A 14,754-nucleotide genomic window follows, 5' to 3' on the forward strand; every position below is an offset into this window, starting at 1 on the left:
TACGACGACGCGGTCGGGCTGCGCCAATTGGGTCGGTTTCCTACCGGCAAACTAGGTGAAGTTCTTGCGCAGTACTTCCCCGAAGTGCTCGGCCTCCTCGAGGTGCGGATAGCCGGAGAAGATGAACTCCTCGATCCCGACGTCGACGTACTCGCGGATTCGCTCGGCCACCTCGTCGTGGCTCCCGACGAGGGCCGTGCCCGCTCCGCCGCGAACGAGCCCGAATCCGGCCCACAGATTGGGTCCGACCACAAGCTTCGTTCGATCGCCACCGTGCAGATCCAGCATTCGACGCTGCCCTTCGGACCCGATACTGCGCAACGCTTTCTGGCGCCGCGCAACAAGTTCGTCGTCGACACCCGAGATCAGATTCTCCGCGACCTGCCACGCCTCCTCACTGGTTTCCCTCGTCACCACGTGCAGGCGAATCCCGCCGCGAATGCTCCGCCCCTTCTCCCTCGCGGCGGCCTTGACCGCGGCGAGCTTGTCCGCGACCTGCGCGGGCGGTTCTCCCCAGGTGAGAAACACGTCCGCCTCGGAGGCTGCGACGTCGATCGCCTCCGGCGAGGACCCGCCCAGGTACACCTCGGGCAGCGGAGTAGATGCGTACCCGCCGAATCCACCTGCAGGCCGGTCCACCTCGTAGAACTCACTGTGCACCGAGACTGCCTCGCCGTCGCCCACGGCTCGCGCGATCTGGAGGAACTCCTGCGCTCGACGGTACCGCGACTGCTTGTCCAGCGTGTCGCCGTACGCTCGCTGCTCGGCGTCGTCTCCACCGACGACGACATTCAACAACGCGCGTCCGGCCGACAATCGTTGGAACGTACTCACCATCTGCGCGGACAGAACGGGCGCCACGGCACCGGGACGAAAAGCCACCAGGAACTTCAGATTCTTCGTCGCCGAAATCAGCGCCGACGTCACCAGCCACGCGTCCTCGCAATGCGCACCCGTCGGCGTCAGAACCGCGTGAAAACCCAGCCGATCGACGGTCTGCGCGACCTGCGTGAGGTAGTCGAGCGACGCCTCCCGGTGGCCGGTGTCCGCAACGACGACTCCGGTGGCCCCGATGCCGACTCCGTGCGACGCACCACCCAGACGTTCGTCGTCACCGCCCGTCGGGAGAAACCACGAGAACTTCGTTGTCACCGAGGCCTTCTGGCTCACTTCTGTTCGTGTCGCTTCTGTTCGTGTCACTGCTGTCTCCGATCAGCTCTACGCCGGCTGTCCGCCACTGCACATACGAGAGACCCGATCAGCATCATGCCACTGACCCCGAGTCCGAGGCCTGCCGCACGCCCGAAGTCGGTGTCGTCGGCCGCGAGAACCCCCAGGTAGATGCCCGGCACCGCGGCGAGGGAAATTGTTGCCGAAAGTCGTTGGGACAGTTGCAGAAATCCGGCCGCGACGCCGTTGGCCTGGGGAGGCGAGTACTCGAGCGTCATCGCGCGATTCGGTGCGTCAACGAATCCACTTGCCACGCCGGACAACACCGCGAGCACGACGAACGCCGGTACCGTCGCACCCCGGGGCAGGTATGCGATCACGCCGATGTAGCCGGCCACCACGAACAGTTCGAGCACGATCGCACCGACCACGGCACTGCGACCGAACTTCGCTACGACCCTCCATCCGAACGCAGACGTCACCGCCATCAGAATCGAACTGCCGACCATGATCAGAGCGGCCTGCAGCGCGGGGTATCCCAGGCCCTCGATGAGGTAGAGACTCAGCACCGCCTGCAGCGCCAGCACGGCGCCGAACCAGAACATCGCAACGGCCGTCCCCAGCGTGTATCCCTTGGCGGCCAGCAGTGCAGGCAGGAGAACGGGTGTGCCGCCCCTCGACGCGAAACGCTTCTCCCAGAACCAGAAGCCCACCAGCAGTCCCACCGATCCGACCACCGACAGGATCGAGAACACCGCGCCGAGCGAAGACACCATGGGCAGCAACAGCAGAAGCGTCGCGACACCGAGAGCGAGGAGACCGAGCACGTCGATGCTGGCGCCGGAGCGTCTACTGGAATCCCTGCGCAGCCACAGGGAACCCGCGATCAGGGTCGCTACGGCGAACGGGACGTTGAGCAGCAACAGCAGGCGCCAGCCGACGTCTGGATCGGCGACGCCGAGAAGCGTTCCGCCGAGGATCGGACCACAGAGGCCGGCCAGGCCGCCCGCCGTGCTGTAGACACCGAGCGCCTTCGCGCGTTCGCGGCCACTGGACCGATCGGTGATGATGCCCAGAACCTGCGAGCTGACGGTGCCGGCACCTATCCCCTGTCCCAGCCGCGCTGCGACGATTATCCACGGCTCGGCCGCACCTGCCCCGATCAGGCCCATGACGGAGAACACACCGAGTCCTGCGAGGAACAACCGTCGTCGCCCGATGACGTCGCCCAGCCTGCCTGCCGGTAATAGAGCGAGACCGAACGTCAGGGAGTAACTCGCCAGAATCCACTGCACCTCGGACGTGCCCGCATCCAGTGACGACCGGATCGCGGGCACGCCGATACTCAGAACCGCGGAGTCCAGAAGGGTGGTGAACCCCGCTGCCGCGCAGACGTATACGTCCTTTCGCGAGACACCGGTTCGTTGCTGCTCGAGATCAGCCTGCAGCGCTGCTATCGGTCTCACCGGTCTTTCTCCACGTCAACGGTTCGCGAAGACCGAGATGGCCACGCAACGTGGTCTCCGTGTACTCGGTCCGGTACGCACCGCGCTCCTGCAGTTCCGGAACCAGCCAGTCGACGATCTCGTCGAGGCCACCGGGGACGATGTACGGCGAGATGTTGAATCCGTCCGTCGCTCCTTCGCGGACCCATTTCGTGAGCTCGTCGGCGACCTGCCCTGGCGTACCGGCGAACCCGGAGCGCGCCGTCGTCTCGATGGCGACCTCGCGTAGCGAGAGGTTCTTGGCCTCGGCCAATGCGCGCCACTCCTTGGCGATCGCGTTGGGATCCTTGCCGTCTCGGAACGCACCCCGGGTTCCGGAGATCGGCGCCGATACCGGATCCTCGGAGGGCAACGGCCCGTCCGGGTCGCGATCGGACAGATCCTTGCCCCAGACGAGGCCGACGAGCGACAGCGCGGTCGGACCGGTGAACTGTCCCTCCCGAACCCACCGCTCCTTCTCCTCCACCTCGGACGCGTTCTCCGCCAACACGATCTGAGTACCGGGAAGAATCTTGATGTCGTCCTCCGGACGACCCGCGGTGCGAAGCCGGGCGCGGATGTCGTCGGCGAAGGTCAGTGCCTCGTCGAAATCGGTTCCGTGTCGAGAGAAGATGACGTCGGCGTTCGCAGCAGCGAAATCGCGACCGGTCGACGAGTCACCGGCTTGGAAGATGACGGGATGCCCCTGCGCGCTGCGTGGCAGAGTCGCATCGAGCTCGAGGTCGAACTGGGACGTCGTTCTCGACACCCGCTGGACGGCGTTCTTCTCGGCCCAGTACTGGCTGTCACGCGAGGTCGCGAGTGCGTTGTCCGACCAGGAATCCCAGATCGCACGGGCAGTCCGAATGAACTGTCCGGCTCGCTCGTAACGCAGTTCGTGGTCGAGAAAGCCGCCGCGCCGGAAGTTCTCACCCGTCCACGCATTGTCGGTGGTGACGGCATTCCATCCCGCCCGGCCGTCGGACAGAACATCCAGGCCGGCCAGACGACGCGCGAGATCACCCGGCTCGTTGTACGTCGTGTTCTGAGTCGCGACCAGGCCGATCCGAGACGTGATGCCGGCCAACGCGGACAATTGCGCGATCGCGTCGGGACGGCCCGCGATGTCCAGGTCGAGTATCTTGCCTTCCTGCTCGCGCAGGCGCAGGCCTTCACCGAGGAAGAACGCGTCGAACAGTCCCCGTTCCGCGGTCGTGATCATCCGACGGAACGTCTCGAAGTCGATCTGCGAACCGCTGGCCGAATCCGACCAGATGGTGGTGTGATTGACGCCTTGGAAGAAGACACCGAAGTGAACCTGGGCGTCGGGGCGGTACGGGCTCATGTCAGACCCTTTCGTAGCGGTTGGCGGGCCGAGTCAGTCCGAGGTTGGCGCGCAACGTCGATCCGGGTACGGGTCGATGTGCAACACCTGACTTCAACAGCGGCGGTAGAACGTAGCGCGCGAGGGCCGGAAGGTCCTCGTCGACGACGGTCGGAAACAGGCGAACGCCGTCGTATCGCGTTGCGATGTCGGTCAGAAGGTTCACCAATCCGGCCGCGTCACCGACGTATTCGCGCCGTCCGCTCGTCGGCGCACTCCCCTGCGAATTCAACAGCTCCGTACGTTCGGACGCCGTGACGCCGGACGCGTCGAGCGTGACGTCCAGTTCGAGGAACGTGAGCCCGTCGCCGCGGTGTGTGCTCTCGTTCGACTCGAGCACGACGTCGACCTGATCCCGGTCGTCTTCGGTACCGAAGACGACCAACTGCCCCTGCGGCGGCCTCGGCACGATCGCCGGGCCCTTCACCGAGAAGCTCTCGCCCTCGAAGTCCACGTAGTGCAGCTTGTCTCGGTCCAGGAAGCGTCCGGTCGCGACGTCACGCACAACGGCATCGTCCTCCCACGAATCCCACAACTGCCGTACGACGGTGATGGTGTCCGCCTGTTCGCGGTCCAGGTCCACCGCAGACTCGACGAGGGGACGGCCCCACGCCCGCGCCGCAGCAGCGTCGTCGACCCGCACCGGAATCCATCCGCCGCGGCCACGGGACGCGTAGTCCAGCGTGGCGAGCTGCGAGGCGGTGTGGAACGGCTCTGCGTAGGTGGTCCCGACGACGGGAACCAACCCGATCGTCGACGTGGTCGCAGCAACGAACGACGCGCGGTTGACGGCGTCGACCCGGGCGCCCACGTCCCCGGTGGGAGCCACGATGGAGTCGTCGAACGTCGCGAACGTGAATCCTGCGTTCTCCGCGGCAGCGACGCGGCGGCCGAGCACTCGACCGGACAGGGATTCGCTCGGTGCGTGCGCCGCCCGACGCCATGCCGCTGGATGCGTTCCCTCCCCGTCCAGCTCGATACCGAGGGCGAAAATGCTCATACCAGAACCTCTTTCGGAGAACTTTCGGAAACCAGCGGCCGGCTGGGAATGCGGTGGCGCAGAACGGGAGCCACGTCGGACTGAAAAAGTTCCAGACTGCGCCGCTGTTGAGATGCGGTCACACCGTCGGCATCGGCGCTGAGGTGGATCACCTCGTGGCCGAACCGTTCGTGGTAGCGGCCGACCTTGTCGATCACCTGCTCAGGGCTGCCGATCAACGCCGAGCTGCGCTCCACCAGGTCCTCCAACGTGTCGAAGACGACGGGCAGACCGGCTTTACGCTGCGCCGCGAGGCGTGCCTCGAAGGTGAAGCGGTACGCAGCGAGAGCTTCCTGCGAGGTCGGCGCCACGTGGAAGCCTGCTGTGCCCGCGCCGACGAGTGCGTCCTGTGGAGCACGCCCGTAGTGCTCCCACCTCTCGCGGTAGTAGCGGATGAGCTCGGCGTACGGCTGAACAGGGTGGCTGACGTTCGCCGAGAACAGCGGATCACCGTAGCGCGCAGCAAGATCCACGGACTCGGTGCTGGTTGCGCTACCGTGCCAGATTCTGATGCGCTCCTGCAGCGGACGCGGGAGCGCCTTGGCGTTGTTCAACGACGGCCGGAACCGACCGGACCAGGTCACGGTATCGCTCTCCCACAGCGTGCGGAACAACTCGTAACCCTCGCGGTTACGGTCCCACTGATCGTCCGGGGTGACATGGAACAGATCTGCCTGCGCGCTACCGTTCCCCTTGCCGATGATCAGTTCGAGCCTGCCACCCGACAGGTTGCCCAGCGTCGAGTAATCCTCGAACGCTCGAACCGGATCCAACAGACTCAGCGTCGTGACGGCGGTGAACAACCCGATCCGCGACGTACGAGCCGCGATGTTGCTGAGCACCACCGGCGGCGACGACGAGATGAACGGGTCCTCGTGACGTTCACCGACCGCGAATCCGTCGAAACCCAGTTCTTCTGCGAGAACTGCAGTCTCGACCACATCCGTGAACCTCTCCGCAGGACTCTTCTTCTCCTGCGAGATCGGATCCGGTCGGTGGGCGATGAGGCTCATCAGCAGAAACTTCATTCTGCGCCCTCACAGCTCAAGGACTTCTCGAACGGGTGAACGCCGACTTCCGCCGAGGGCAGCGACCGATCGTAGAGCGCTGTGTACCCGGTGGACAGGTACAGCGCAACAGCCTCGGGCTGATTCCATCCGGTGGTCAGGTAGACACGGCGGTAACCCCGCTCGGACGCGATACGCTCGAGTTCGGCAACGACGAGCTTTCCGTAACCCCTCTTACGGTGCGAGGCCGACGTCCAGATGCGTTTCAATTCCGCAGTGGTGGCGTCGTACTGACGAAAAGCTCCCCCGGCCACCGGAACACCTTCGGCGATCGCCACCACCAGCGCACCGCCCGGTGGCTCGAACTCGTCGGCCGGATACGACGTCAACTCGCTGTACATCTGCCCCGGCGTGGTGTCGTACCGGCTCGAATACTCGAGTGCCAGCTCCTCGATCAGCGGCGCCGCCAGCGGATCGGTCTGGTGGACGGCAACGAACTGCAGTGCTGTGGTTCCCAGCGAGGTTGTCATGTTTCTCCTCCATCGGTCCTGGCGGGAGCACCCGCACGCACACGGCGTGATGGTTGCTGCGACGTCGTCGAGCCAAGGTCTCTCGGTCGCTCTGGATGGTCTGGATGGTGTTTTCAGTTGTACGAACCGGGACCGGTGCTGTTCCATTCCCGATTGCTAGGAAATCTGTCGAGCTCCCAGCCGGAACAAGGGTGTCTCGGACGTCCCACCGTCGACCAGGTCCGCGACGAGCTCGCCGATCGCAGGCGCGAATTTGAAGCCGTGTCCGGAGAATCCACCGGCGACGGTCAGGTTCCCGACACGGTCGACGACGAAATTGGAGTCGGGCGTTGTGGTGTACAGGCAGGTCAGAGGGTCGGCTGATGCGGCGTCGACGCCGGGCAGCCAGGTGCGGGCATACGTCTGCAGTCGGTCGACACCGTCCTCGCGAGCGACGAAATTTCGCGTGTCGGGATCGACGATCGGTCCGGTTCCGTGTTCGCCGATCTTGACGCCCTCTTCGCCCTGCAGACCGTAGATCCCCTCACCGTCGAGTTCGGCGCCGGGGTGGTGGATGAAGCTCGGCCAGTCGGCCGAGGTGGTCGGTAGGAAGTGTGCGGGTTGTTCCTGTGTGGTGACCAGTTCGGGCAGGGTGACGTGCGAGTCGACTACCTTCGACGTCCAGGCACCTGCGGCGACCACGATGTGGTCGGCCACGTAGGTGTGCGCGTCGGTGGACACCTCGCTCGCGGAGATGCTGCGCACCGGACTGCCGTACTCGATTCTCGCCCCGAAGGCGGCAGCCGCAGCGGTGAACGCGGCCACACTACGGTCGGCGTGCAACCGCCCGGCGTCCGGGTGATAAAGCACTGTTGTGTCGAATTTCAGCCCTGCCCAACGCTTCTGTGCCTCACGCGGTTCGAGGACCTCGCTCGCCAGCCCGGCCTTCGCGAGCGCCTCGACGCGCGGAGTCACGATGACGGGTGCACCGTGATCGACGGCGCCCGTGAGCGTCAGTAGCTCTGTAGCGGTCTCGTTTTCGAGCTTTCGCCACAGTGTGTACGCACGCGCGGCGAGGTCGACGTAGTAGTCGTCGGCGTAGGCATGACGGAAGATGCGGGAAGTTCCGTGTGACGCGCCGTTACGATGGCCCGGCGCGAATTGTTCCAGCAGGGTGACGCTGTGGCCACGCCGTGCGAGCACCCAGGCGGACGCCGCACCGATCACTCCGCCACCGACGACTACTACGTTCATGTACCGATTATCCAGCCTTGCGCGGCAGACCCGGCGGGTTGACGACCGATTCGGTGACTGCCTCGTCCTTCAGGCCCCACCGGTCGATGACCTTCTGGTAATCACCGGTCTCGATCGCATGGTCGATCGCCTCCTGCACGGCCTCGATGAGCCCGTTGTCCTTCTTCGTCGTCACGGCGATCTCCCCCTGCAAAGCGTCGCCTGCTCCGGAGACCGTGCCGATGATCTTGCTCTCGCCACTGGTGGCAGCGTGATAGACAGCGCTCGGGTTCGGCCCGACGTAGCCGTCGATGCGACCGGAAGACAGTGCGAGGTAATAGTCGGACGTGTTCTGGTAGTAGGCGATCTCGGCCGGAGCCAACCCGTCGGCGATGTTGGCCTCGTTCCACTCCACCAGCAGCTGCTCCTGGTTGGTACCCGATCCGACACCGATCTTCTTGCCCGCGATGTCCTCTCGCTTGTCGACAGTCCAGTCCGTGTCCTTCTGCGTCTCGAACGCGAGGTTGTCCAGACGGTACGTCGCGAAGTCGTACTTGTCCTTGCGCTCCTCGGTGACCGTGACGTTCGAGATGAAGACATCGTTCTCGCCCGAGTCGATCTTGACGAAGTTCTGCGCCCAGTCGGCGACGGTGATCTCGGGCTTCAATCCCAGGATGTCGGCAATGAGGATGCCGAAGTCGACCTCGGATCCGACGACGGTGGTGTCGTCGGTGGCGTAGAAGCGCAGCGGCGGGGCAGTTCCGGATGTTCCGGCGATGGTCAGCACGCCGCTGTCACGGATCGCCTGCGGAACCTTGGCTGCGATGTCGTCCACCTTGTCGGCGTGGACGCGGCCTTCCTGCTCCGGCGAGAGATCGAAGGTCTGACCTGTCTCGGTCACCACCTCGGATTCCGCCGCCGGCTCGCTGCATGCGGTGAGGGTCACGGCCGCAGCAGAGAGTGCAGACGCGAGGACAATAAGTCCCCGGTTGAATCTGGGCATGGTTGTTCCTTGTGTTGTGTGGGTGTGGAGGTCTAGAGAACGTGCGCGAGAAAAGCTTTGGTGCGCGGTTCCTGTGGATTGTCGAGCAGTTCGGAAGGAGTGCCTTGTTCGACGACCTGCCCGGCATCCATGAAGACGACGGTGTCGGCGATTTCCTTGGCGAATCCGACCTCGTGGGTCACGATCACCAGGGTCGCGCCTTCACGGGCCAGTCCTCGGATGACTTCGAGTACCTCTCCGACCAGCTCGGGGTCGAGGGCCGACGTCGGTTCGTCGAACAGAATCACTTTGGGACGCAGAGCAAGTGCGCGTGCGATCGCCACACGCTGCTGCTGCCCGCCCGACAGGCGTCGTGGATAGTCGTGTGCCTTGTCCTTCAACCCGACGCGCTCGAGAAGGGCGAGCGCCTCGGGTTCGACGTCGGCACGCTTGCGCTTCTGCGCGGACACCGGAGCTTCGAGCACGTTCTCGAGAACGGTCAGGTGCGGAAACAGATTGAAGTTCTGGAACACGAAACCGATCTGCGAGCGCTGCTTCAGGATGTCCTTGTTGCTGAGCTCGTGCAGTTTGTTGCCCCGACGACGGTATCCGACGAGGTCGCCGTCGACACGGACCGTTCCCTGATCGACCTTCTCGAGGTGGTTGAGGCTGCGTAACAGCGTCGACTTGCCCGATCCGGAGGGACCGATGATCACCGTCACCTCACCGGGCCGGACGACGAGGTCGACACCCTTGAGGACCTCGAGTGGTCCGTAGGACTTGTGCACGCCCCGGACCTCGACGGCGTACTTGCTGTTCTCGGTGGGCGTGGTGGCGTCGAGCGTCGTCATCGCGTAGCTCCTCCGCGCGGCGGTGCGGTGATCTCGGCAACCCGCTTGCGAATCTTCTGGATCGGCGTCAGGGGAATGGTCCGCACCGCGCCTTTGGCGTAGTGCCGTTCGACGTAGAACTGCACTACGGACAGAACCGAGGTCAAGATGATGTACCAGACCGTCGCGACCATGAGCAGCGGAACGACGCGGCCGTTACGGCCGTAGATGACCTGCACCTGATAGAACAGCTCGGCGATCGCCATGACGGACACGATCGAGGTCCCCTTGAAGAGGCTGATCACCTCGTTGGCGGCATTCGGCAGGATGCCCCGCATCGCCTGTGGCAGAACGATCTTGAAGAACTCGCGCCGCTTCGGGATACCCAGCGCGGCAGCGGCTTCGAGTTGACCCTGGTCCACCGAGATGATGCCGGCACGGACGATCTCGGCCGAGTACGCAGCCTGATGAAGAGCAAGACCGATGATCGCGGCCGTCGATCCACTGATGACGTTGTTGACGTTGAACTCGAAGAACGCAGGACCGAAGGGAATTCCGAGCGTCAATGTCTGATACAGGTACGCGATGTTGAACCAGAACAGAAGCTGCACGATCAGCGGAATGGACCTGAACGACCAGATGTAGAACCACGAAATGACCTGCAGAACAGGGTTGTTGGACAACCGAGCGACAGCAAGACCGATACCGATCGCGAACCCGATCAGCGTGCCCCAGAACGTCAGCTGGATCGTCAACCACAGCGCGGACATGACCGACGCCGCCGTGAAGTACTGAGCGAACGTCGTCCAATCCCAGCCCGGGTTGGTGGCCAGACCGTGGACGAACTGCGCCACGAGTACGAGAACCACCACGCTGACGATCCAGCGCCACGGGTGCCATTTCTTGGCGACGATCAGATCTTCGTCGTCGACGGTCGGTTCTGCGGCGGCGGGCCGCGCGTCCAATTGAGTCACCGGATCCACCGGGTGTGAGCATGCATGATCGAAGCCTTTGCCGAGGTAAGTAGAGCGAGGGGTGGTGCGATGCGGGTAGCGCGCTAGCTACAGCAGTACGTCGCGATACGGCACAGGTCGACGTGCAGACGACGCCACTCGGTCCGGTACAGCGGTGCGCTGTTCATGTGTCCTCCATCGGTCCTGGCGGTAGCACCCACACCTACCGTGAGGCAGGGGGTTGCTGCGACGTCGTAGAGCCAAGGTCTCTCGGTCGCTCTGGATGGTGACAGGAATGTATTCGCTCGATAGTGCAACCGTCAAGTCAGCGCAACCGATTTGTGCAGCGGCGCTTGACGTTAGGGTTCGAATCACCCTGATTTCAAACCTTGCATCCAGGAAAACGGATTGTTCGGAGTGCGTTGCAATCGAACACATGTTCGAGTACGTTCGAAGCCATGGGGAAGCCGGGGGGCATCGAAGAGCGGGTACGGAGCGAGGCCGACGCGGCTGCGCATATCCTCGACGGCCTTGCAGAGTCACGCAGGGCCGAAAACCGAGCTTCGGCCGAACTGATCCGCGGCGTGTACGCACTCGGAGAGTTCAGGCTGGCCACCGAGGCGGATATCCACAGCCAGGGCGGCGAAGCGGACGTGACACTCGCGCAGCGAGCCGTCGAATGCGAGGCCTCGGTGACTCTTGCTCTGTCGCGCACAGCGACTCGCGAGAGACTGATCGTGGGCAGGGAATTGGAGGAGCGACTCCCGGCCATCCTCGACGCATTCAGAGCGGGCGACCTCGACTATCAACGGGTTCGCACCATCGCGCTCGTGCTGTCGAAAGCGAGCGACAACACCGTCCGCGGGATCGAAGCAAATGTTCTGGCCTCTGCACGTCGGTGCAGTATCCGTCGATTGCGCGAGCGCATCTGGGCGCACTGGTTCGACTACAACGAGGCCGAAGCACTGGCGGCACGCAAGGCAGCAGAATCGGAAGAACGGTGCGCATCGATCAAACACGGCGCCGACGGAATGGCCACTCTGTTCGCAAAGATGACCGCTCTCGAAGGCGTGGAATGCAATTCGGTTCTCGACGAGATCGCAGGCACGGTCTGTGCGCGCGACCCGCGTTCCACGAGACAGCTGCGCGGACATGCTCTGGTTGCCTTGATCCACCGCGAGGAGGCCATCGCGTGCCTGTGCGGCAGGGAGGATTGCCCTGTCCGCGGATCGGGCGACCTCGGCCGGAGGCGTCGCCCTCACCTCCTGCAGATACTGATCAGCGCGGAAACACTGCTCGGTCTGGCCAGCGAACCCGCGACCCTCGGTGACGGCACCGTACTGGACCCCGACACGGCACGCCTCATCGCAGGCGACGCCCGCTGGCAGTTACTTCTCACCGAATTCCTCGACGCCGCCAAGGCACAGAAAGCTGCTGCCGACGACAGTTCAGGTGACACGACACCCGAACCCGAGCCCGACACCATTACCGGATCACCAGGTGAGCCGAGAGCCTTCCGCATCATTGCGCGGGGCCGAACCCGTTCAGCCGCCACACTTCCCGATCCGAATCAGGCGAGGACCGGCCGTAACGGCGCCGGACGAGATGTTCGTCTGTCGGCTGCCATCGACGCATTTCTGGCCGCTGTCGGCGAAAACCCCTCGCTTGCCTCCGGGATGCACCCGGACGGTCACGGAGGGTTCAGCGAACCCCCTGCCGGTGCACTGACGTACCGGCCGTCGGCCGAGCTGGCCGCGCTGACGCGTGCGACCCATTGCACCTGTACGTTCCCTGGGTGCAGTGTGCCCGCCGCGCAGTGCGAGATCGACCATGTCGTTCCGTTCGATCACACCGACCCGCTGGCCGGTGGGTGGACCGTTGCGTCGAATCTGCAGCCGCTGTGCGCGTTTCACCATCAAGCCAAAACCATGAAGCTCTGGGCTGCCGCGAAACTGGACGGCGACAGTGTGTTCTGGACATCGCGCTCCGGTCTGCGAAGAATTACACCGTCCTCCTTCGGCACGGTGATGGTCCCGGGCAACGGTGTACCCGCGCGCAAGAACAAACGCACACGCACACCCCGACCGACCACCCCCACCGGCGATCCACCCGACGAGCTGTATGCACCCACGTGGTGGGAAACGTACATCGGTGAGTACAGCGAATACGGCGACGTGGCCGACACCGATCGGGCTGCCTACGTGCCGTCGCTCGGTGACATCGCGCGACTGACAGACCCCACGGCACGTGCCGACGCGATTTTCCTCCGAGAACGACTCCTCGAACATCGCGCAGTCGTGACCGCGCGTGAACGCTACCGGCCGCCGCCGTTCTGACGAACAGGCGGCACGACCGAATTCAACGCTGCGAGCGCAACCGAGGTGAACGCTCGCACCCCGACGTCGATGGCGACGTCGGGGTCGGGCGCGTACCAGGGGCTGTGACCGTTCGGCACCGGAACCCTGCTCGCCACTTCTTCCGCCAGACCGGTGCCGAAGTACCAATAGACAGACGGGACACCGAAACTGGTGCCGTATTCGCCGAAGTCCTCCGAACCGGTGACCGGGTCGACCACGGTGAAGCCGTGCTCGCCGAACTCGGTTTCGAGCGCCGATCGAACGGTCTCGAATGCGGCGACGTCGTTGACGTTCAGCGGGAAGTGCACCGTGTGCTCGAATTCGGGTTCTGCCTGGAGGCCGCTGGCCTGGGCTTCGGCAACGACGATTCGACGCACGGATCGCTCGATCAGAGACCGCACCTCCTCGGTGAACGACCGAGCGTTGACGGTGAACGTCAATTCGTCGGGAAGGATGTTGCTGACGGTGCCCGCATGAATCGTGCCCACCGATACCACCGCAGTCTCGTTCGGCGGAACCTCCCTGGACACGATGGTCTGCAAACGCAGGATCATCGACGCCGCCAGCACGACGAGATCGACGGTCTTGTGCGGACCGGCAGCATGCCCACCGTCGCCGCGCAGAGTTATCTGCCAGGTATCGGCAGCGGCTTGCAACACCGCGGGCCGTGACCCGACGGTGCCCGGAGCAAGTGCGCCGCTGGCATGCTGCCCGAGCACGATGTGCGGGGTCGGATGATCGTCGAAGATTCCCGACGCCAACTGCGCGCGTGCCCCCGATCCGACCTCCTCCGCAGGCTGGAAGATCGCGACGACGGTGCCCGACCACCGGTCCCGCACCGCCAGGAGCCTGTCGATCGTGCCGATCAGCGACGTGATGTGCACATCGTGGCCACAGGCATGCATCGCACCGGTAGTGCTCGCGTACGGAACGCCCGTCTGCTCCGCGATGGGCAGCGCATCTATGTCCGCGCGAAGGCCGACCACCGGCCCCGGCCCGTTCTCCAGCGTCGCGACGAGACCGGTCACGGTGTCCGACGTGGACACGTGAAGTCCGCGGCCGCGTAACTCGTCGGCGATCACGGCCGTAGTCCGTCTCTCCTGGAACGCCACCTCCGGCCAACGGTGGAAATCCTCGTACAGTTCGCGCAGTCGAGATGGCCGCACCGCCGCCAACGTCGTCATCCAGATCTCCCGTCGAGTGAAGACACTTCGGTCAGGAGGTTAGTTCCCGTACCTTCACATCTCCCTGAATTCGACGACAAGAGAAGTGCACAAGTGCATCGAAGGCCCACGAAGACAATGCTTTTCGCGCACTCGGTAAACTCAGAATCAGGCTGATTCTATTGCCGGTCTCGGTAGAGGCGCTGTCACCACTGAACACCGTTGCCCTACGCGGTCACCAGATGTTCACTCCATCATTAGACGCTCGATGATTCGAAACCTTCTCCGTGGTCTGCAGGAACGCCATCATCGGTTCATGGCCCCAACGACAACAGCATGGCAGTGGCAGTTGGACGCGGTTTGCCGTGGGCACGGCACCACCGAAGACTCCGCAGGCCCCGATCCGATCTCCGATGTGTTCTTCTCCCCGTCGGGCGAAGGCAGGACCGCACGGCGCCAGCGCGAGAACAGGGCGAAGGTGTTGTGCGAACAATGCCCGGTCATCGTTCAGTGCCGTCAGTTCGCCCTCGCGACCAACGAGCCGTTCGGAGTGTGGGGTGGAATGACCGCCCGCGAACGGGCCCTGCGGCGCACGGCACTGAAGAAAGCCGGCTAGATCGCACTTCCCGCGAGTGGAAAACGT

Annotated in this window: 13 protein-coding genes and 2 riboswitches; of the genes, 2 read left to right on the top strand and 11 right to left on the bottom strand. The window is 64.2% G+C overall.

What is annotated here, in order from left to right:
* Nucleotides 1–51: 51 nt before the first annotated feature.
* The 10 genes from BH95_RS15195 to BH95_RS15240 all read right to left on the bottom strand — a co-directional run bounded on the left by BH95_RS15195 (nucleotide 52) and on the right by BH95_RS15240 (nucleotide 10,621).
* Nucleotides 52–1,152, bottom strand: coding sequence for an LLM class flavin-dependent oxidoreductase (locus BH95_RS15195; RefSeq protein WP_037185161.1), 1,101 nt, complete (start codon nucleotides 1,150–1,152; stop codon nucleotides 52–54).
* A gap of 44 nt (nucleotides 1,153–1,196) precedes the next feature.
* Nucleotides 1,197–2,636, bottom strand: coding sequence for an MFS transporter (locus tag BH95_RS15200; protein WP_037182938.1), 1,440 nt, complete (start codon nucleotides 2,634–2,636; stop codon nucleotides 1,197–1,199).
* Nucleotides 2,608–3,999 carry an NtaA/DmoA family FMN-dependent monooxygenase gene (locus BH95_RS15205; protein ID WP_037182941.1) on the bottom strand — a complete coding sequence of 464 codons (1,392 nt, stop codon included), beginning with the start codon at nucleotides 3,997–3,999 and terminating at the stop codon, nucleotides 2,608–2,610. The genes BH95_RS15200 and BH95_RS15205 overlap by 29 nt, the downstream gene beginning before the upstream one ends.
* Nucleotide 4,000: 1 nt before the next feature.
* Nucleotides 4,001–5,038 carry an LLM class flavin-dependent oxidoreductase gene (locus BH95_RS15210; protein ID WP_037182944.1) on the bottom strand — a complete coding sequence of 346 codons (1,038 nt, stop codon included), beginning with the start codon at nucleotides 5,036–5,038 and terminating at the stop codon, nucleotides 4,001–4,003.
* Complete coding sequence (locus BH95_RS15215; RefSeq protein ID WP_037182946.1) at nucleotides 5,035–6,105, bottom strand: LLM class flavin-dependent oxidoreductase; 1,071 nt, start codon at nucleotides 6,103–6,105, stop codon at nucleotides 5,035–5,037. The genes BH95_RS15210 and BH95_RS15215 overlap by 4 nt, the downstream gene beginning before the upstream one ends.
* Entirely contained in the window at nucleotides 6,102–6,614 is a 513-nt protein-coding gene (locus BH95_RS15220) for a GNAT family N-acetyltransferase (RefSeq protein WP_033190170.1), read from the bottom strand. Before BH95_RS15220 ends, BH95_RS15215 begins: the two co-directional genes overlap by 4 nt.
* Before the next feature lie 6 nt (nucleotides 6,615–6,620).
* Nucleotides 6,621–6,716, bottom strand: a riboswitch (SAM riboswitch).
* A 54-nt stretch (nucleotides 6,717–6,770) separates the two neighbouring features.
* A complete protein-coding gene (locus tag BH95_RS15225; RefSeq protein ID WP_037182949.1) occupies nucleotides 6,771–7,847 on the bottom strand; it encodes an FAD-dependent oxidoreductase in 1,077 nt (358 codons plus the stop codon).
* 7 nt (nucleotides 7,848–7,854) lie between these two features.
* On the bottom strand, nucleotides 7,855–8,829 hold the full coding sequence (locus tag BH95_RS15230; protein WP_026347448.1) for an ABC transporter substrate-binding protein: 975 nt from the start codon (nucleotides 8,827–8,829) through the stop codon (nucleotides 7,855–7,857).
* A gap of 32 nt (nucleotides 8,830–8,861) precedes the next feature.
* Nucleotides 8,862–9,659 (bottom strand): amino acid ABC transporter ATP-binding protein, encoded by a 798-nt coding sequence (locus tag BH95_RS15235; RefSeq protein WP_019663202.1) that lies wholly within the window; start codon nucleotides 9,657–9,659, stop codon nucleotides 8,862–8,864.
* Nucleotides 9,656–10,621, bottom strand: a complete 966-nt coding sequence (locus tag BH95_RS15240; RefSeq protein WP_037182953.1) for an amino acid ABC transporter permease — start codon at nucleotides 10,619–10,621, stop codon at nucleotides 9,656–9,658. The genes BH95_RS15235 and BH95_RS15240 overlap by 4 nt, the downstream gene beginning before the upstream one ends.
* A 162-nt stretch (nucleotides 10,622–10,783) precedes the next feature.
* Nucleotides 10,784–10,881, bottom strand: a riboswitch (SAM riboswitch).
* 168 nt (nucleotides 10,882–11,049) lie between these two features.
* Here BH95_RS15240 and BH95_RS15245 point away from each other — a divergent pair.
* Nucleotides 11,050–12,927 (top strand): HNH endonuclease signature motif containing protein, encoded by a 1,878-nt coding sequence (locus BH95_RS15245; RefSeq protein ID WP_037182956.1) that lies wholly within the window; start codon nucleotides 11,050–11,052, stop codon nucleotides 12,925–12,927.
* Here the strand turns inward: BH95_RS15245 and BH95_RS15250 are convergent.
* Nucleotides 12,906–14,132 (bottom strand): amidohydrolase, encoded by a 1,227-nt coding sequence (locus BH95_RS15250; RefSeq protein WP_033190166.1) that lies wholly within the window; start codon nucleotides 14,130–14,132, stop codon nucleotides 12,906–12,908. The two genes, BH95_RS15245 and BH95_RS15250, sit on opposite strands and share 22 nt — an antisense overlap.
* Nucleotides 14,133–14,427: 295 nt before the next feature.
* On the opposite strand from BH95_RS15250, the gene BH95_RS15255 reads away from it, so the two are divergent.
* The gene (locus BH95_RS15255) at nucleotides 14,428–14,727 is read left to right on the top strand and encodes a WhiB family transcriptional regulator (protein ID WP_026347446.1); all 300 of its coding nucleotides are present in this window, start codon (nucleotides 14,428–14,430) and stop codon (nucleotides 14,725–14,727) included.
* Nucleotides 14,728–14,754: the final 27 nt, after the last annotated feature.

This window comes from Rhodococcoides fascians A44A (genome assembly GCF_000760735.1).
Lineage (GTDB): Bacteria > Actinomycetota > Actinomycetes > Mycobacteriales > Mycobacteriaceae > Rhodococcoides > Rhodococcoides fascians_E.